This is a genomic window from Schaalia radingae (assembly GCF_900106055.1).
Classification (GTDB): Bacteria; Actinomycetota; Actinomycetes; order Actinomycetales; family Actinomycetaceae; genus Pauljensenia; species Pauljensenia radingae_A.
Window position 1 is genome coordinate 1,413,900 of sequence record NZ_LT629792.1, and the last position, 18,700, is coordinate 1,432,599.

Consider the following 18,700-nt stretch of genomic DNA (forward strand, 5'->3'; position numbering starts at 1 on the left):
GTGCGCAGATACACGTCTGAGGCGGGCAGTTGCCCGTGCACTACTATGTTGGTTGACTGGGTATCCGGTCGGTCGGCCCCGCTGGGTGCGTGCGTCCGGGTAGTGTGTGCGCGTAAAAAGGGGGGGGTGGGGTACGTGCCTGTCTCCAGGCCTGTACCCCACCCCCAACTCACGGTTGATTGCGGCAGTGTCTTACTCTCCCACGACCCCCCGGTCGCAGTACCATCAGCGCAAAGGCGGCTTAGCTTCCGGGTTCGGAAAGGAGCCGGGCGTTTCCCGCCTGCCATGAGCCACCGCAAAAAATGTCACCCACCCACAACGTGTGGGTTGAGTGTGTACCGCACAGTGATTGCAAGCACCACACCCCAAACACAGGGTGCACGTGTTTTCTCGCTTCGCCCCACACACACTAGTGTGTGAGTGTTGGTTTAGAATCGGCCCATTAGTACCAGTCGGCTCACAACACCTCACAATGCTTCCACCTCTGGCCTATCAACCCAGTCATCTACTGGGGACCTCCCACCCCCCAAAAAAGGGGGGCACGGAAACCTCATCTCGAAGAAAGCTTCCCGCTTAGATGCTTTCAGCGGTTATCCCAACCGAACGTAGCCAACCAGCAATGCACCTGGCAGTACAACTGGCACACCAGAGGTTCGTCCATCCCGGTCCTCTCGTACTAGGGACGGGCCTTCATCAAGTTTCCAACGCGCGCAGCGGATAGGGACCGAACTGTCTCACGACGTTCTAAACCCAGCTCGCGTACCGCTTTAATGGGCGAACAGCCCAACCCTTGGGACCAACTCCAGCCCCAGGATGCGACGAGCCGACATCGAGGTGCCAAACCATGCCGTCGATATGGACTCTTGGGCAAGATCAGCCTGTTATCCCCGGGGTACCTTTTATCCGTTGAGCGACCACGCTTCCACAAGCCATGGCCGGATCACTAGTTCCTACTTTCGTACCTGCTCCACCCGTCAGTGTCACAGTCAAGCCCTCTTGTGCACTTACACTCACCACCTGATCACCAACCAGGCTGAGAGAACCTTTGAGCGCCTCCGTTACCCTTTAGGAGGCAACCGCCCCAGTTAAACTACCCACCAGGCACTGTCCCCAAACCCGATCAGGGCTCCAAGTTAGATGCATACTTGAACCAGAATGGTATTTCACCAACGACTCCACCACACCTAGCGGCACGGCATCACAGTCTCCCACCTATCCTACACAAGCACAAACACACACCAATACCAAGCTATAGTAAAGGTCCCGGGGTCTTTCCGTCCTGCTGCGCGAAACGAGCATCTTTACTCGTACTGCAATTTCACCGAGATCACGGTCGAGACAGCGGAGAAGTCGTTACGCCATTCGTGCAGGTCGGAACTTACCCGACAAGGAATTTCGCTACCTTAGGATGGTTATAGTTACCACCGCCGTTTACTGGGGCTTAAATTCAAACCTTCACCACAAAAAAGCAGTTAAGTCGTCCTCTTAACCTTCCAGCACCGGGCAGGCGTCAGTGCGTATACAGCGCCTTACGGCTTAGCACACACCTATGTTTTTAATAAACAGTCGCTTCTCCCAATTCTCTGCGACCCCAACCAGCACCACCCACGCAAAAGCAGGCACACCAGCAGGGCCCCCCTTATCCCAAAGTTACGGGGGCAATTTGCCGAATTCCTTAACCATGATTCACTCGCACGCCTCGGTATACTCTACCTGACCACCAGAGTCGGTTTAGGGTACGGGCGCTCATCTTCCTCACATCCAGGCTTTTCTCGGCAGTACAGGATCACCACTAGCCACCCCAACAGGCAGCCCCATCAGCCCTCACCCACGCGATCAAACGCAGCTTCCCGGATTTCACCCAAGAAACAGGCCACAACCTTAGACACACATAACCACCAGTGTGCAGCAACTACCTCCCTGCGTCACCCCAATGCTCACCACACACCCCACACCACACACAGCCACACAACAGCATCATCCCGAAAGACAACACCACGCACGGCAAGCACACGACGCGAAAGCATGCAGCGTCAGACGGAAAACAAACGGTACCAGAATATCAACTGGTCACCCATCGACTACGCCTGTCGGCCTCGCCTTAGGACCCGACTAACCCAGGGCGGACAAACCTGCCCCTGGAACCCTTAGTCAATCAGCGCGTAGGATTCTCACCCACGAAACGCTACTCATGCCTGCATTCTCACTCCCACCCCGTCCACCACCCATCACCAGGCAGCTTCACCCAGAGCAGGACGCTCCCCTACCCAAAAACAAAAAGTTATTGCCACGGCTTCGGCGGCACGCTTAAGCCCCGCTACATTATCGGCGCACAACCACTCGACCAGTGAGCTATTACGCACTCTTTCAAGGATGGCTGCTTCTAAGCCAACCTCCTGGCTGTCAACGCGACTCCACATCCTTTCCCACTCAGCGCACGCTTAGGGGCCTTAGCCGATGATCTGGGCTGTTTCCCTCTCGACCACGAAGCTTATCCCCCGCAGTCTCACTGCCACACCCACTTGAAATGGCATTCGGAGTTTAGCTGACGTCAGTAACCAACACGGCCCATCAACCAACCAGTAGCTCTACCTCCACCAAGCCCAGTGTGACGCTGCACCTAAATGCATTTCGGGGAGAACCAGCTATCACGGAGTTTGATTGGCCTTTCACCCCTACCCACAGTTCATCCCCCAGGTTTTCAACCCTGGTGGGTACGGGCCTCCACCACGTCTTACCATAGCTTCACCCTGACCATAGGTAGATCACCCCGCTTCGGGTCCACAACACGCGACACACGCCCAAAATTAAGACTCGCTTTCGCTACGCATCCCCCACACGGGTTAAGCACGCCACGCATCACTGACTCGCAGGCTCATTCTTCAAAAGGCACGCCATCACCCAACAAAAGCAGGCTCTGACGGCTTACAGGCACCCGGTTTCAGGCACTATTTCACTCCCCTCCCGGGGTACTTTTCACCATTCCCTCACGGTACTATGCACTATCGGTCACCAAAAAGTATTCAGGCTTACCAGGTGGTCCTGGCAGATTCACACGAGATTCCACGAGCCCCGCACTACTCGGGCACCCCCTTGGCACACACGCACACACACAGCTACACGACTATCACGATACTTCGGTCACCCATCCCAAGATGTTCACCACACGCACACGCACACACCCCCACCCCCGGCAGAAGATGAGAAAAAAGAGCCCCACAACCCCGCACACGCAACCCCCGCCGAGTCACACACGCACACGGTTTAGCCATCATCCGCTTTCGCTCACCACTACTCACGAAATATCTTCTCCTACGGGTACTAAGATGTTTCACTTCCCCGCGTTCCCCCTACCACCCTATGAATTCAGATGATAGTGACCAGGCACAACCCCAGCCAGGTTCCCCCATTCGGACACCCTCAGATCAACGCTCGCTCGCCAACTCCCCAAGGATTATCGCAGGCCGCCACGTCCTTCATCAGCTCTTGGTACCAAGGCATCCACCGAATGCCCACAAAAACTAAACACAACACAAACATGAAAACATGCAAAAACAACAAAACACAGAAAACACAATAAAGATGCTCACAACCACTATACAGTTCACAAACAACCCACCACACACCCAACCACCACAACAGCAGCAGCCAGACGCAGGCAACAAACACTTCCAAAACACACAGGAATTGAAAGAAAACCCGACAATGTGTCTGCCCCGCCAACACTCACAACCCCACAACGCGCCCCACCCCAAAAAGAGCAGAAACAAACGCACAAACAGGGCTCCCTAGAAAGGAGGTGATCCAGCCGCACCTTCCGGTACGCCTACCTTGTTACGACTTCGTCCCAATCGCCAATCCCACCGTCACCTGCTCCCCCCAAAAAGGTTAAGCCACAAGCTTCGGGTGTTACCAACTTTCGTGACGTGACGGGCGGTGTGTACAAGGCCCGAGAACGTATTCACCGCAGCGTAGCTGATCTGCGATTACTAGCGACTCCACCTTCACGAGGTCGAATTGCAGACCCCGATCCGAACTGAGACAAGCTTTAAAGGATTCGCTCCACCTCACAGCATCGCAACCCTCTGTACCTGCCATTGTAGCATGCGTGAAGCCCAAGACATAAGGGGCATGATGATTTGACGTCATCCCCACCTTCCTCCGAGTTAACCCCGGCAGTCCCCCACGAGTCCCCACCATAACGCGCTGGCAACATAGGGCAAGGGTTGCGCTCGTTGCGGGACTTAACCCAACATCTCACGACACGAGCTGACGACAACCATGCACCACCTGCACACCCCCAACCAAATGCACACCTATCTCTAGGCGCTCAGGGCGCATGTCAAGCCTTGGTAAGGTTCTTCGCGTTGCATCGAATTAATCCGCATGCTCCGCCGCTTGTGCGGGCCCCCGTCAATTCCTTTGAGTTTTAGCCTTGCGGCCGTACTCCCCAGGCGGGGCACTTAAAGCGTTAGCTACGGCGCAGAAACCAAGGGCGGCCCCCACACCTAGTGCCCAACGTTTACAGCATGGACTACCAGGGTATCTAATCCTGTTCGCTCCCCACGCTTTCGCTCCTCAGCGTCAGTAACGGCCCAGAGACCCGCCTTCGCCACCGGTGTTCCTCCTGATATCTGCGCATTCCACCGCTACACCAGGAATTCCAATCTCCCCTACCGCACTCAAGCCTGCCCGTACCCACCGCACACCCCCAGTTAAGCCAGAGGATTACACGACAGGCGCGACAAACCGCCTACAAGCCCTTTACGCCCAATAAATCCGGACAACGCTCGCGCCCTACGTATTACCGCGGCTGCTGGCACGTAGTTAGCCGGCGCTTCTTTACCCGCTACACTCACCACTACCCAAATAGCGGCTTGCACACGAGCGAAAGAGGTTCACAACCCGAAGGCCTCCATCCCTCACGCGGCGTCGCTGCATCAAGGTTCCCCCCATTGTGCAAAATTCCCCACTGCTGCCTCCCGTAGGAGTCTGGGCCGTATCTCAGTCCCAATGTGACCGCCCACCCTCTCAGGCCGGCTACCCGTCAAAGCCTTGGTAAGCCATCACCCCACCAACAAGCTGATAAGCCGCGAGCCCATCTCCCTCCAGAAACCACAAAGGCCCCTTTCCCACACCCCCCATGCGGAAAGCGCAGAACATCCAGTATTAGCACCCATTTCTGAGCGTTATCCCAAAGAAAAAGGCAGGTTACTCACGTGTTACTCACCCGTTCGCCACTCTCACCACACAACCACAAAGGCCACGCAGATCCCGTTCGACTTGCATGTGTTAAGCACGCCGCCAGCGTTCGTCCTGAGCCAGGATCAAACTCTCCAAACAAAAAACAAAAACCATAATCTGCTCAGAAAACAACCACCCCACAACAGGGCAGCCAATCCCAACCAAAAAAACTCAAAAAACAAAAACAAGCATCAACAAAACAAACACACTATCGAGTTCACAAACAACACCCCCACACGCCCACAACCCCAAACAAAAGGCCACAAACGCGGGACAACCACCACAAACAACACCAACCACAAACAATCAGCACCGCCCGGGCGACAAGAAAATACTCTACGAACAATCGGGCGATCTGTCAAATGAGTGGGCCGGGATCTGCATCACAGATGCCGGCCCTTCGTCAGGTCTCACGTACCGATTGACATTTTCACCACGCTCGTTGACGTTCTCATCGCACCGGTCGATGTTCTCAATACGCCAGCTGGCATCGTCGATTCGCCACTCGACATTCTCAACGTAGCGCTAAGTCGTGCCGTGTCAGTGGCAAGCATCGCGTTCAGGCCGGTTCACGGCCACCTGCACGCACCTCGGTTCAGTCAGCACTTGTTCACTGATTGGCATGCACAACAGCAAGGTTGCGGCGCCCTCGTCGAATGAGCGCCAGACCGCCGGCGAGCAGGTCTGATGCTTCAATCGGGGCGTCTTCGTCTTCGACCTTGACATTGTTCAGATACGCACCACCGGATGCGACGGTACGGCGCGCAGCAGAGCGGCCCTTCTCCAGGCCCGACGCAATCAAGGCATCCACAATCGTGTCATGGCCAACGCGAATGCTACCGGATGGTAGTTCGCCAGTTGCAGCAACCAGCGTCTCTTCGTCAACTTCACGCAGATCTCCTCTGCCCCACAGCGCTTCTGTCGCAGCCTGCACGCGAGCGACTGCATCTGCACCGTGCACCAGCGTGGTGACCTTTTCGGCCAGCTCCTTCTGTCCTTCGCGCAGATGTGGACGCTCAGCAACCGACTGGGCAAGCTCTTCGATGCGTTCGCGGGAATCAAAGGTGAAGACCTTCAGCAACTTCACGACATCCTCATCCGCGACCTGCAGCCAGAACTGGTAGAACGCGTACGGGCTCATCATCTGAGGATCCAGCCAGATCGCGCCGCCCTCGGACTTGCCGAACTTGGTGCCGTCAGACTTCGTGATGATCGGTGTGGTCATCACATGCGTGGTGGCGCCCTCGACTCGGCGGATCAGTTCCACACCGCCAATCATGTTGCCCCACTGGTCGTTTCCGCCGGTTTCCAAGGTGCAGCCGTAGTTCCGGAACAGTTGCAGGTAGTCATGCGCCTGGAGGATCTGGTAGCTGAATTCGGTAAACGAGATTCCCTCTTCAGAATTCAGGCGGCGAGCGACGATATCTTTCGACAGCATGGTGCCGACTCGGAAGTACTGGCCCACGTCGCGCAGCAGGTCGATCGCGGACAGCTGGCTGGTCCAGTCAAGGTTATTGACGAGGCGTGCCGCGGCCGGCCCGTCGAACTCAAGGAACTGCGAAAGCTGGGCGCGTAGTCTGTCCGCCCACTGTCCCACCACGTCGCGTGACTGAAGCTGGCGTTCACCAGACAGGCGCGGATCACCGATCATGCCCGTTGCGCCACCAACCAGCGCCAACGGCTTGTGGCCGGCGTTTTGCAGGTGCCGCATGAGAAGCACCTGCACCAGGTGACCGTGATGCAAAGAGGCGGCAGTTGGATCAAAACCGCAATAGAAGGTGACCGGACCAGCGTTCAGGTGCGCACGCAGCGCATCCAAATCCGTGTGCTGAGCAATCAGCCCACGCCACTGTAGTTCGTCCACTAAATCCTGTGTCACCGCTCTGCTCTCCTTATGATCGCGGTCGTGTTGGCTTTCTTCTCTCAGGTGCGCGCCAGGCAGACGTTCACCTACTGCGGTTAGCTTAGTCGGGTCGGGCCACCCTCGTCACACGTGTCCACTACGAACGAGACGACGCCACGCCCTCCTGAATCCAGGCGCGATGCGAGCTGGCCAGACGGGTCGCCTCGGACAACTGCTCGCGCACCCGGTCCGGCGCCGTTCCTCCTCGGGCATTGCGGGCAGCAACCGATCCCTCAACGCTGAGCACGTCGCGCACGCGAGGTGTCAGGTGCTCGCTGATCGCAGCAAATTCGTCATCGGTCAGGTCCCACAATTCCACGCCTCGTGCCTCTGCCTGGCGCACGCACGCACCGGACAGTTCGTGCGCCACTCTAAAAGGCACTCCCTGTTTGACGAGCCACTCGGCAATATCTGTAGCCAGCGAGAAACCCTGTGGTGCAAGCTGCGCCATTCGCTCGAAGTTCAGGCGCATCGTGGAGACCATTCCGGCAATGGCCGGCAGCAGCACGTCAAGCGTGTCGATCTGATCAAAAACAGGTTCCTTATCTTCCTGCAGGTCTCGATCGTAAGCCAGCGGGATTCCCTTGAGGACGCTCAGCAGCGCCGTGAGGTCACCGATCATGCGCCCGGCCTTGCCTCGTCCCAGTTCGGCCACGTCGGGATTCTTCTTCTGCGGCATGATCGATGAGCCCGTGGAGAACGAATCATCCAGAGTCACATAGTCGAATTCTCGGGTATTCCAGATGACGATTTCTTCGCACAGGGTCGATAGGTCGATTCCGATCATCGTCATGACGAAGGCGAACTCTGCAACCACGTCGCGCGAAGCTGTGCCGTCGATAGAGTTGGCGACACTGTCGGTAAAGCCCAGTTCCTCGGCAATGGTCTGTGGGTCCATTCCCAGCGTGTTTCCTGCCAGTGCGCCCGAACCGTACGGGCTGACGGCAGCTCGTTGATCCCAGTCACGCAGACGTTCCACATCGCGCAGTAAGGGCCACACATGTGCGCCGAGGTGATGGGCGACCAGAACGGGCTGCGCGTGCTGCATGTGAGTGCGTCCGGGCATGATCGCATCCCCCGCCAGGCGAGCCTGTTCGAGCAGCGCGTCCACAACGTCAAGTGTCAGCGCTCCAATGTGTCGCGCCTCGTCGCGCAGATACATGCGGATGAGCGTAGCGATCTGATCGTTGCGTGAGCGGCCGGCGCGCAACTTCCCACCCAATTCAGCGCCCGCTTTGTCGATCAATGCGCGTTCGAGCGCAGTGTGCACGTCCTCGTCATCAGGGTCAGGGACGAGGGCGCCCGATGCGACTTCTGCGCTGAGTTCGTCGAGGGCGGATTCCATGCCGTCCAGTTCTTCGTCGGTCAGCAGCCCTGCTCTGTTTAGGGCGCGTGCATGAGCTTTCGAGCCGGCCAGATCAGCCTGGGCCAGCCGCCAGTCAAAGTGAGTTGACACGGACAATCTGGCAAGCGCCTGAGAGGGGCCGCCTGAAAATCGTCCACCCCACAATGCGACGGGACGGGCGGGAGACGATTGGCGTGGTGCTGTATCAGATTTCGAGTTTGCGCTCATAGTTTCATGATGCCTGTTCGCACGCCGCGATGCCAACATCGACACAGACAAAATGCATATACTCAGCACGGCAGCAATGTGAGGAGGAACAGTGGACGTCAATCCCCGTGTGGATTCCGAGATCGGTCGGCTGCGTGAGGTGATCGTGCACCGCCCCGGTCAGGAAGTCGAACGGCTCACTCCCCTCAATCATGCTGAGCTTCTTTTTGATGATCTGATGGATCCGGGCCGTGCACGAGCTGAGCACGATCAGTTCGTCGAAGTCATGGAGGGCGAAGGCATCGAGGTGCACAAGCTGCGCACATTGTTGTCGCAGACACTGCACCACGAGCAGGCCCGCCAGGCGGTACTGGATCGCACGCTCAATGAACGCCGGCTCGGACCGGTGCTCACCCCTGCGCTGCGCGAATGGACGGCGGATCTGTCGGCAGATCGCCTGACCGCCATGTGTGTGGACGGTTTGACGGTCGATGAGTGGAAGAGCGTGTCGCCTGTGCGCTCGCTGGTGACACGCACGCTCGAAGATGAAGATTTCCTGATTCGTCCCCTGCCAAACCACCTGTTCACGAGGGATGCGTCTGCGTGGATTCACGGTGGCGTGGCCGTCAATTCGATGTCACGTCTGGCGCGCGAGCGCGAATCGCTGCACTATTCGGTTATCTACCAGTACCATCCACGTTTTGCCCCCTGGGATTTCCACTGGTGGTCGCGCGGCACATCAGGTGCTATTCGCAGTGCCGAGGGCGGCGACGCTCTGGTGGTGGGCGATGGGATCGGTGTGTTTGGCGTGTCGGAACGCACCACGCCGCAAGGTGTTGAGCGCTTGGCTGTCAAAATGTTCGAGGCCGGTCACGCCCACACGGTCCTGGCTGTCGTATTGCCGCATGTGCGTACCTTCATGCACTTGGACACAGTGTTGACGCAGGTCGACCGGGATGCTTTCTTGCTGTATCCGCGCTTGGGTGACGTGCGCACGATGACGTTGCGACCCGGCCCCGATGGGGGCGCTCCGATCGTCGAGGATATGCATTACGATCTTCGACGCGCACTGGAAGTGCTGATGGGCCGCTCGTTGCGTTTCATCAGTCCGGATGGCACCTTCTCCGACGTGGATCGCGAGCAGTGGAATGACGGTTTCAATGCGCTGGCGATTGCACCTGGCAAGGTGATTACCTATGATCGTTCCCCGCTGTGTAATGCTGCGTTGCGCCGCGCAGGCATCGATGTCATCGAGATTCAGGGGGCTGAGCTGGGACGCGGCCGCGGCGGTCCGCGCTGTATGTCGTGTCCTGTGGTGCGCGACCCCGTTGACCAGGACTAGGCGGGACCGGCAGGGACAATACCCCCACGCCCACTTCGCTGTCTTCCTGTTCGACCCTGACGACCAGCCATGTGGCCAGGGCGACGAACAGAATCCATGTGCCTTCGAATAGGAGGCGCGATTCAGTGAGGGACTGCACCAAAATGGCCGTCATCATCAGTGCCGGTGCCAGCGAGTACACGTCACCGTCGATACGGCGAATGGCGACGTGCAAGACGCGAATACCGATGACGCAGATGGCAATGACGAAGACGGCCAGGCCAATGAGTCCGGTCTGGAATGACACGTCCACGAATGCGTTGTGGGCGTGAGGCGTGGGCGCGCCGTCCTGACGAATCACCAGATCGCGATACATCGGGATCCACGGTGGCCACAGCATGACCCATCCCCACCCGCCGATGGGCCGTTGTTTCCACAGCTCAAACACTGCACGCCAGATGTCAGAGCGTCCCGTCAGGTCTGCGTCGCGACCGATAAACTCAGCGATCGGGGCGTACAGGAGCGCTCCGACGACGCTGACGATCAGCAGAGCCATCGCCGAAATTCGCAGGACGCGCTGCCGCCTGTGCGCGCGCACGCGCCGTAGAACGGTTCCAACCAGGAATACTCCGGCGCATGCCAGCAGCGCCACGAAAACGGTAGCTGACCGTGTCAGCGCCAGTGTCGCCGCGTAGAGGGCGAACCATGTGAGGGCACGCCTGGAGCTCATGCGTCGCGCGCGGAGCTGAATCACCGTGCAGATGATGCCGAACAGTGCGATTGCGGCCAGTGGGTTGCGGTTGCCGACAAACCCCTGGATGGGGCCACCTCTGAACAGTGCGGATTCAGTCCACAGCTGCGTGGCGCCCACGTTACCCTGGCCGCGCAGCCACACAGGAACGATCGGATGGCCGACAAAGATGGCGCACCATAGCTCCATCACCAGGCTGATTCCCACCGACCATCGCATCGCTGCGGCGAACGCGTCGATGAGGCGCTCCAGCGGCACCGCGATGGCGATCATGATTCCAATGAGAGCGCTCAGTGTGCTGCCCAGTGATGCTAACGCTGAGATCCCCGGATACTCGGCCCACAGGGCTGACATCCAGCACACCAGTAGGAATGCCGCGATCGTCCACGGGACACGGCGGATCGTCACGCGCCGCCCCGCAATGACAAACATCGCGATGAATACTGCTGCGGACAGCACGACGATGATGCCGTATCCGACCCATCCGATCAGCGCGCGAAATCCCGTTCCGCTGAATGTCAGGAAAAAGACCCAGGCAATCATGGGTTCGAGGTATTCGTTGGCGTGAGCACCCCACCGAAGTGTTGCATTCAGGCGTGCTCTGCGAATTGCCCACGTCAAGGTGCTGAGCGCCCAGCCGGCGTTTCGCAGCGGAGACGACATGGTGACGCGCAGCTCACGAGGGCGCACATCCGAGGAAGCCTCCCTCGTCACTGTCCGGTCAAGAAGACGCCGTGACGAGGAGGATGCGATCGCAAGGTGGTGCGCCATGTGTCCCCTCGAAAACCTGGTGGTGAAATGAAGAAGCGGAGGTTCGTGCCGTGGGCAGGGACAACCCCCGGCTTCGATGCCTCAGAATACGAGGGTACGAAAAACCGGGGGTAAGTCCTAATCGGTTCGATGAGGAGTCGGACGCTCTTTAGAAACGATCCGGTTACGGTTCGATCACGAGAGGAAGCGCCGACTAGTGCGCGTCCTCGTCGAAGTTCACACCGCGTCCGAAACGCACGTCGCGGGCTGCTGCCAGTTTGGCGCTCATTCCGTAGATTTCAATGAAGCCGCGCGAGTGGGACTGGTCGAAGGTATCGCCCGTCTCGTAGGTCGCAAGGTTGAAGTCGTACAGGGAGGAGTCGGAGCGTCGACCTGTCACCGTTGCTCGCCCACCGTGCAGCGTCATGCGAATGTCACCACTGACGTAGGTCTGCGTGTTCTCGATGAAAGCGTCCAGCGCATTCTTGAGCGGTGAGTACCACTGCGCGTCGTAGACGAGTTCGGACCAGCGTTCGTCCACGCGGCGCTTGTAGCGTGCCAGTTCGCGCTCGACGGTGACGTTTTCAAGCTCCTGGTGAGCGGCGATCAGGGCCACGGCTCCTGGTGCTTCATATATTTCACGCGACTTGATGCCCACCAGGCGGTCCTCGACAATGTCGATACGGCCGATGCCCTGCGCGCCAGCGCGGCGGTTCATTTCCTGAACGGCTTCCAGAGGAGTCACGGCACGCCCATCGATGGCGACGGGGACACCCTGCTCGAAGGTGATGACTACCTCGTCAGGAAGTGGCGGGTAGGTCGGGTCGTCGGTGTAGTTGTACACGTCCTTGGTCGGCGCGTTCCAGATGTCTTCAAGGAACCCTGTTTCGATGGCACGACCCCACACGTTCTGGTCGATCGAGAAGGGATTGTGTTTCGTCGTCTCAATGGGCAGATTGTGCTTGTTGGCGTAGTCGATGGCCACGTCGCGGGTCAACGCGAGGTCACGCACGGGAGCGATCGTTTTCAGGTCAGGAGCCATCGATGTGAGGGATACTTCGAAGCGGACCTGGTCGTTGCCTTTGCCGGTGCAGCCGTGTGCCACGGTGGTGGCGCCGAATTGCCGTGCGGCGCGCACCAGGTGCTTAACGATCAGCGGGCGTGACAGCGCAGATACGAGGGGGTAGCGCCCCTGGTACAGTCCGTTGGCTTTCAGCGCGGGCATGCAGTAGTCGAAAGCAAACTCTTCCTTCGCATCTGCGACGTATGCTTCCACGGCGCCGCAGTCGAGGGCGCGTTGGCGGATCACCTCCAGGTCTTCGCCGCCCTGCCCCACGTCAACGGCAACGGCAACCACTTCCATACCTGTCTGCTGTTCGATCCAGCCGATTGCAACAGAGGTGTCAAGCCCACCGGAGTAGGCCAGTACAACGCGGTCTTTGTGTTCACTCATTTCGTTTCTACCCTTTGATTGTCGTACTCGAATGATTCACGCTTATTGGCGAGGCTCGACCAGTGCGATCAGTGTTGACTGAAGTTCCACGGCGTCCTCAGTGCTGCGACATGCGACGAAAATAGTGTCATCTCCTGCCACGGTGCCAACGACTCCCTCGAGCCGCGCGGTGTCGATGGCTGATCCGAGCAGGTTGGCTGCGCCCACTGGTGTGCGCACAACCAGGAATGTGCCGGCGGTGTCTACTGCAACGAGCAGGTCCTGAGCCCATCGCTCCAGGCGCGCCAGTGATTCTTCTCCACGACGCGTCTGTTCCCCGTCCAGGTCCGGCACTGAATAGATCTGTTTACCTGAGGCCGTGCGAATCTTCGTGGCGTGCATCTCCACGAGGTCACGTGACAAAGTGGCCTGCGTCGTTTCGATACCCAGCACGGCCAGTGCTTCACGCAGTTCCTTCTGAGAGGAGATCTGCTGATCGGCAAGGATGTCCACAATGGCTCCGCGTCGAGCGGTGCGTGACGACGGGATGCCTTGCGTGTCAGGGCCGGCGTGGTCTGTCATCAGTCCTCCTTGTGTGCGTGGCCGAGTGTCTGCCGGGCGCTGTGAACCAATGCAGGCAGAGCCTCAGTGAAGGACTGAGCCTGCTGGTCTGACAGCGTTAACGGTGGTGCCAGACGGATTGTATGGGCGTTTGGCGCATTAATGATAAATCCTTCGTCAGCTGCATGGCGCACAAGCGCACTGGCGCACGGTTCATTAAATTCGACCGCAATAAGCAGGCCGCGTCCGCGCACCTCGCGCACCGCCGCTCCGCCTGCCTCACGCAGTTCGGCGCGCCACTGTTCACCCAGTGTGAGGGCGTGTGCCAGCAACGCATCGTTTTCGATGGTGTCGATGACGGCCAGGCCTGCGGCGGCGCACACCGGGTTGCCGCCAAAAGTCGTGCCGTGCATTCCCTGGGTCAGGATCGATCCAGCCTGGCCGATACCGACGCAGGCTCCAATCGGCATGCCTCCACCTAGTCCTTTGGCGAGGGTGACGACGTCGGGCGTGATTCCTGCGTGGTGGTGCGCCATCCACTGTCCGGTGCGTCCCATGCCGCTTTGTACTTCGTCAACGACCATCAGTGCGCCGATCTCATTGCAGCGCCGACGCACGGCCTGAAGGTACTCATCACTGAGCGGGTAGACGCCTGCTTCTCCCTGGATGGGTTCAACGATGATGCCTGCCACGCCTTGGGTCAGATGGCGGTCGAGTGCGTCCATATTGTTCGGCTCAATGAATTCGATTCCTTCGAGCAACGGTGCAAATGGAGTGCGGTAAGCCTCTTTCCAGGTCACTGAGAGTGCGCCCGCTGAGCGTCCGTGGAATGCGCCAGTCAACGCAATGATGCGAGGTGTCGTGTCGGCAGAAAAGCCCTTGGTACCCTCGTCGATCTTCGTGTTGCCCCAGGTGCGGATCATTTTGATGGCGCACTCGTTGGACTCCGTTCCCGAATTGGTGAAAAAGACACGTGATCCGTCTGGAACGGCGTCCGCGCACACGATGCCGAGAACGCGTTCGGCCAGTTCAATCTGCGGCGGTGTGGCAAAGAAATTGGAGACGTGATCCAGTGTTGCCAGTTGCGTACTCACTGCGCGCTCAATGGCCGGGTGGCAATGTCCCAGCACGTTGACGGCAATTCCGCCCAGCAGGTCCAGGTACTCTGCTCCGGTGTCGTCCACAACCGTGCAGCCCTGTGCACGCGTGAGGATACGCTGAGGAGGTCCAAATGTGTCCATGAGCGCCTCATGGTAGCGATTTTCCCAGGTCATTGATCCTCCCCTTCATTTCCGTCGGTGGTGATCATCGTTCCGACGCCCTCATCAGTAAAGACTTCCAGCAGCATGGAGTGCGGCTGGCGGCCGTCGATGACGTGGACACGCGGCACACCCTGTTCGAGGGCGGCCAGCGCAGCAGTCATCTTCGGCGCCATCCCCGAATCAAGGGTGGGAACGAGGGCGGCCAGTTCGCTGCGCGAGAGGCGACTGATCAGAGAGTTTGGATCCGGATAGTTTGCGTAGAGTCCTTCCACGTCGGTCAACATGATGAGCTTTTCAGCACCGATCGCGCCAGCCAGTGCTGCTGCAGCAGAATCGGCGTTAATGTTGAGCACTCCAGATGGCGCATCCTGGTTGGGTGCAACGGAGGAGACTACCGGGATGAAACCCGAATCCACCAGCGCCATCAGTGGCTGGGCGTTGACGTGGGTAATAGTTCCCACCAATCCAATATCAACGGCTTCACCATCGACCCATGCGGGTGTGCGTTGAGCCTGGAACAGACCCGCGTCTTCTCCTGCCAGTCCGATGGCCTGGTAACCCTGAACGTTGAGCAGGCTGACCAGTTCGCGCTGTACTTTTCCAATCAGCACCATGCGCACAATCTCCATGACGTCCTCGGTGGTGACCCGCAGCCCTTTGGTGAAGGGCGCATCAAGGCCCACCCGGGACAGCATCTGGTTGATCTGAGGACCACCGCCGTGAACGACGACCGGCTTGACACCCCACTGGTGCAAGAAAAGGACATCCTGGGCAAATGCGTGCATGAGTGAGTCGTCCACCATCGCATTGCCGCCATACTTGATCACGACATACTTGCCGCGGTGGTGACGCAGCCACGGCATTGTTTCCAGCAAAATAGCGGTCTTATCCTGCGCGGTCAGTGTGGTCATGATGAGTACGCGCTGTTCTCGTGGACGTAGTCGTAGGTCAGGTCGGAGGTGATGACGGTGGCACTGGCTGAACCATTGTGCAGATCGACCTCAATATTGACCTGCCGATCCGTCATGTCGACGAGGTCTCGCGACTGCCCCACTCCCCCTGCCTGGCAGACCTGCACACCGTTGAAGCTCACGTCAATGGCATCCGGGTCAAATGGTGCGACCTCTTCAGGGATTGTGCCGATTTCTGACAGGACACGCCCCCAGTTCGGGTCATTGCCGAAAATTGCGGCCTTGAGCAGGTTCGATCGCGCGACGGCCCGGGCGATAATCTCGGCGGCTTCTTCACTGTGTGCACCGCGCACGGTGATGTCGATGTCGTGGGTGGCACCCTCGGCGTCCGCGATAAGCTGACGTGCCAGCGTGGCGCAGGCGCTGCGCAGATGTTCGGTCAGTTCCTGTGCATCGGCGTGGTGACCGGATGCTCCAGAAGCCAGTGCAATGACCGTGTCATTGGTGGAGCGGCATCCATCTGAGTCCACGCGGTTAAACGTCGTGCGGACCGCTTCACGCAAGGCGGCGTCAAGTTCACGCTGGTCAACGACTGCATCGGTTGTCAGGACGCACAGCATGGTCGCCAGTGCCGGCGCGAGCATACCTGCACCTTTCGCCATTCCTCCGACCGTGTAGCCGTCTGCATGAATCTCGATCGTCTTGTTCACGGTATCGGTGGTTCGGATGGCATCGGCAGCGTTGGCTCCCGCTTCAGGCGTATCAGCAAGTTCGCCCACCGCCATATCAATTCCGCTGATTACTGCCTCCATCGGCAGCAGCTCACCGATCAAACCGGTGGAGCACACACCGACCTGCATGCTGTCGGCCAGGCTGAGTGCCTGCGCGACGTGGTCGGCCATCTGTTGGGCGTCACGTGCGCCCTGCTCGCCCGTGCAGGCGTTCGCTCCCCCGGAGTTCAACACGACGGCACTGACAGTGCCCGCGGCGAAGTGTGCGCGGGAAAGATGGACGGGAGCAGCGGCGACGCGGTTGGAGGTAAAGACTGCTGCCGAGGCGCGAAGCTCGGTCGGTCCGGTGTTGACGACGAGGGCGACGTCACGGTTACCGCTGGCTTTGATCCCTGCGTGAACCCCTGATGCGAGAAATCCCTGAGGTGCTGTCACGCCGGTCAATGGTGCTGTCTGGTTCATGGTGTCACTCCGATGGTGGGGATTCCGGTCAGTTCGGGCAGGCCGAGCGCAAGGTTTGCGCTCTGGATGGCTGCACTCGCAGTTCCTTTACCGAGGTTGTCGAGTGCGCAGATAGTGACAAGACTGTGGGCACGTTCGTCAATCACTGCATTGACGAGGGCACAGCCGGTCGCGTTGACAGGCGCAGTGGACGGCCAGGGTGCCTCGTGGCTGACACCGATCAGCGGCTCATTATCGTAGATGCTGTAGGCGTGGGCCACGTCATCTGCACTGACGGATGCGTGCAGCGGTGCCACCACTGTCGCCACGATGCCGCGAGCTGTGGGGACCAGAACGGGCGTGAATGCCAGGCGAACGTCGTCCGCCCCACTGATGCGCAGGTTCTGGATGATTTCGGGGATGTGCCGGTGCGTTCCTCCCACGCCGTAAGGCACGATCGCGCCGAGTGCCTCGGAGGCCAGCAGATGCTGTTTGGGTGATCGGCCGGCACCTGAATAACCCACTGACAAGGTGGCGCATAGGGTGAGTTCGACGATGTGCGCGGCGATGGCTGGCTGTATTGCCAGGGTGACTGCTGTCGCATTACAGCCGGGCACGGCGATCTGACCGGCGTGTGCGAGGGCGTCGCGTTGACGTGTCATCTGTGTTTCGCCGCTGTGCAGCAATTCTGGCATTCCATAGGTCCACGGTTCGGCTGCGTCGGTGCCGTAGTAGCGATGCCATTCGTCTGCATCGGACAGTCGATGGTCGGCAGCGCAGTCGATGATCAGTGCTGACGTGCCAGCGCGTGCGAGTTCATCGGAAAGTCGGGCGGAGTGTCCGTGTGGCAGGGCCAGGAAAATCACATCAACGCCGCAGAGAGCCTGGGCTGTTGTTTCCTGGATCACCAGCGCACCTTGGGGCCCAGTGATGTTCGGATGCATCTGTGCCAGGGTGTTGCCGGCGGAAGATGCTCCCGTAACTATGCTGAGCGTGATGTCAGGATGCGCGGTAAGGAGGCGTGCGATTTCGCCTCCTGCGTATCCCGATACTCCTGCAATAGCTGCCCGAGAATTCATATGCATGACTATACACAGGCATGCATAATTTGCATAACGGGTGTCCTCTATATGGACACCAGGGCTACTGAGCGTCCGACTCCTGCGGTGCCGTATTACCCGACTTCAGATCCTGTGCTATCTCATCTGCCCACTGATCCACTTCGTCCCACGGCCGAAAATCGCCCTCGACCGCACCGGCAAGGCGCGCGATAGTGCGCTCACGCAGTGACAGGCGCGAGGGGTCGTAGCGACCCGGGAACTTCTGGTGGTGGACAATCGGCACCTTCATCAGCACCGGGCCAATGCGCGAGGGGTCCTGCAGCGAATGCTTCGGCACCCCGGACAGGCCCACTGAAAAAGCCCACACTGGCATCGACAGCAGGTTCGGGCGAAAACGCTCCATGAAATCGTTCGCCTGCGCCATCCACTGCGTCATGTACACGGCTGAGCCGCACACAACAGCGTCGTAGGATTCCAGAGACTTCACGTCCTCCGGATTGATCATCTCGACATCGAGGTCGTGCGAGCGCAGACGGTCAGAGATACGTTCGGCAACCTCACGGGTTGCACCATGTTTTGACGAAGCAGTGACGAGGATTTTCATAATCCCAGTATGGACGCTTTGGCGCGCCAATGTGAGCCGAATCGTTCAAGAAGTCGCAAATTCTGCCCTGCTGTGCATACGTTTCAGACTCTGAGCAGGACTAACGCCCGAGCACACGCGTATGCGCCAGTGCGGCCGGCGCTTCACGCACCGGCCGCACTGATCACGATTCGCGC

At 59.0% G+C, this 18,700-nt stretch carries 11 protein-coding genes and 3 rRNA genes; 1 reads left to right on the forward strand and 13 read right to left on the reverse strand.

The annotated features are described in order from the left end of the window. Nucleotides 1–179 precede the first annotated feature (179 nt). The 5 genes from rrf to argH form a co-directional block, all read right to left on the reverse strand. A 5S ribosomal RNA gene (gene rrf / locus BLT69_RS06260) occupies nucleotides 180–298 on the reverse strand. A gap of 125 nt (nucleotides 299–423) precedes the next feature. Then, a 23S ribosomal RNA gene (locus BLT69_RS06265) occupies nucleotides 424–3,528 on the reverse strand. 264 nt (nucleotides 3,529–3,792) lie between these two features. Further along, nucleotides 3,793–5,343 (reverse strand): 16S ribosomal RNA (locus BLT69_RS06270). The 16S, 23S and 5S rRNA genes sit together here, the layout of an rRNA operon. 511 nt (nucleotides 5,344–5,854) lie before the next feature. Beyond that, entirely contained in the window at nucleotides 5,855–7,123 is a 1,269-nt protein-coding gene (gene tyrS, locus BLT69_RS06275) for a tyrosine--tRNA ligase (RefSeq protein WP_058236920.1), read from the reverse strand. Between the two features lie 121 nt (nucleotides 7,124–7,244). Continuing rightward, nucleotides 7,245–8,720, reverse strand: coding sequence for an argininosuccinate lyase (argH, locus tag BLT69_RS06280; protein ID WP_092648634.1), 1,476 nt, complete (start codon nucleotides 8,718–8,720; stop codon nucleotides 7,245–7,247). Nucleotides 8,721–8,811: 91 nt separating this feature from the next. Between argH and BLT69_RS06285 the strand changes: the two genes are divergently transcribed. Continuing rightward, nucleotides 8,812–10,041, forward strand: a complete 1,230-nt coding sequence (locus BLT69_RS06285) for an arginine deiminase (protein WP_058236922.1) — start codon at nucleotides 8,812–8,814, stop codon at nucleotides 10,039–10,041. Here BLT69_RS06285 and BLT69_RS06290 read toward each other — a convergent pair. The 8 genes from BLT69_RS06290 to BLT69_RS06325 form a co-directional block, all read right to left on the reverse strand. Continuing rightward, nucleotides 9,947–11,542: an O-antigen ligase family protein gene (locus BLT69_RS06290; RefSeq protein ID WP_058236923.1), complete on the reverse strand. Its 1,596-nt coding sequence runs from the start codon at nucleotides 11,540–11,542 to the stop codon at nucleotides 9,947–9,949. The two genes, BLT69_RS06285 and BLT69_RS06290, sit on opposite strands and share 95 nt — an antisense overlap. 193 nt (nucleotides 11,543–11,735) lie before the next feature. After that, nucleotides 11,736–12,974, reverse strand: a complete 1,239-nt coding sequence (locus tag BLT69_RS06295; RefSeq protein WP_058236924.1) for an argininosuccinate synthase — start codon at nucleotides 12,972–12,974, stop codon at nucleotides 11,736–11,738. A gap of 42 nt (nucleotides 12,975–13,016) precedes the next feature. Beyond that, a complete protein-coding gene (gene argR, locus BLT69_RS06300; protein WP_058236925.1) occupies nucleotides 13,017–13,535 on the reverse strand; it encodes an arginine repressor in 519 nt (172 codons plus the stop codon). Next, on the reverse strand, nucleotides 13,535–14,788 hold the full coding sequence (locus BLT69_RS06305) for an acetylornithine transaminase (protein ID WP_092648635.1): 1,254 nt from the start codon (nucleotides 14,786–14,788) through the stop codon (nucleotides 13,535–13,537). Before BLT69_RS06305 ends, argR begins: the two co-directional genes overlap by 1 nt. Continuing rightward, entirely contained in the window at nucleotides 14,785–15,687 is a 903-nt protein-coding gene (argB, locus tag BLT69_RS06310; RefSeq protein ID WP_092648636.1) for an acetylglutamate kinase, read from the reverse strand. The genes BLT69_RS06305 and argB overlap by 4 nt, the downstream gene beginning before the upstream one ends. Continuing rightward, nucleotides 15,684–16,880, reverse strand: coding sequence for a bifunctional glutamate N-acetyltransferase/amino-acid acetyltransferase ArgJ (gene argJ / locus BLT69_RS06315; protein ID WP_092648637.1), 1,197 nt, complete (start codon nucleotides 16,878–16,880; stop codon nucleotides 15,684–15,686). The genes argB and argJ overlap by 4 nt, the downstream gene beginning before the upstream one ends. Further along, nucleotides 16,877–17,938, reverse strand: a complete 1,062-nt coding sequence (gene argC / locus BLT69_RS06320; protein ID WP_092648638.1) for an N-acetyl-gamma-glutamyl-phosphate reductase — start codon at nucleotides 17,936–17,938, stop codon at nucleotides 16,877–16,879. The genes argJ and argC overlap by 4 nt, the downstream gene beginning before the upstream one ends. 64 nt (nucleotides 17,939–18,002) lie before the next feature. Continuing rightward, nucleotides 18,003–18,524, reverse strand: a complete 522-nt coding sequence (locus BLT69_RS06325; protein ID WP_092648639.1) for a flavodoxin domain-containing protein — start codon at nucleotides 18,522–18,524, stop codon at nucleotides 18,003–18,005. Nucleotides 18,525–18,700 lie beyond the last annotated feature (176 nt).

Excerpts from the sequence above, each read along its gene's own strand:
- argB (WP_092648636.1), bottom strand. The coding sequence starts at position 15,687 with ATGACCACACTGACCGCGCAGGATAAGACCGCTATTTTGCTGGAAACA.
- BLT69_RS06295 (WP_058236924.1), bottom strand. The coding sequence starts at position 12,974 with ATGAGTGAACACAAAGACCGCGTTGTACTGGCCTACTCCGGTGGGCTT.
- argC (WP_092648638.1), bottom strand. The coding sequence starts at position 17,938 with ATGAATTCTCGGGCAGCTATTGCAGGAGTATCGGGATACGCAGGAGGC.
- BLT69_RS06290 (WP_058236923.1), bottom strand. The coding sequence starts at position 11,542 with ATGGCGCACCACCTTGCGATCGCATCCTCCTCGTCACGGCGTCTTCTT.
- BLT69_RS06305 (WP_092648635.1), bottom strand. The coding sequence starts at position 14,788 with ATGACCTGGGAAAATCGCTACCATGAGGCGCTCATGGACACATTTGGA.
- argR (WP_058236925.1), bottom strand. The coding sequence starts at position 13,535 with ATGACAGACCACGCCGGCCCTGACACGCAAGGCATCCCGTCGTCACGC.
- BLT69_RS06325 (WP_092648639.1), bottom strand. The coding sequence starts at position 18,524 with ATGAAAATCCTCGTCACTGCTTCGTCAAAACATGGTGCAACCCGTGAG.
- argJ (WP_092648637.1), bottom strand. The coding sequence starts at position 16,880 with ATGAACCAGACAGCACCATTGACCGGCGTGACAGCACCTCAGGGATTT.
- argH (WP_092648634.1), bottom strand. The coding sequence starts at position 8,720 with ATGAGCGCAAACTCGAAATCTGATACAGCACCACGCCAATCGTCTCCC.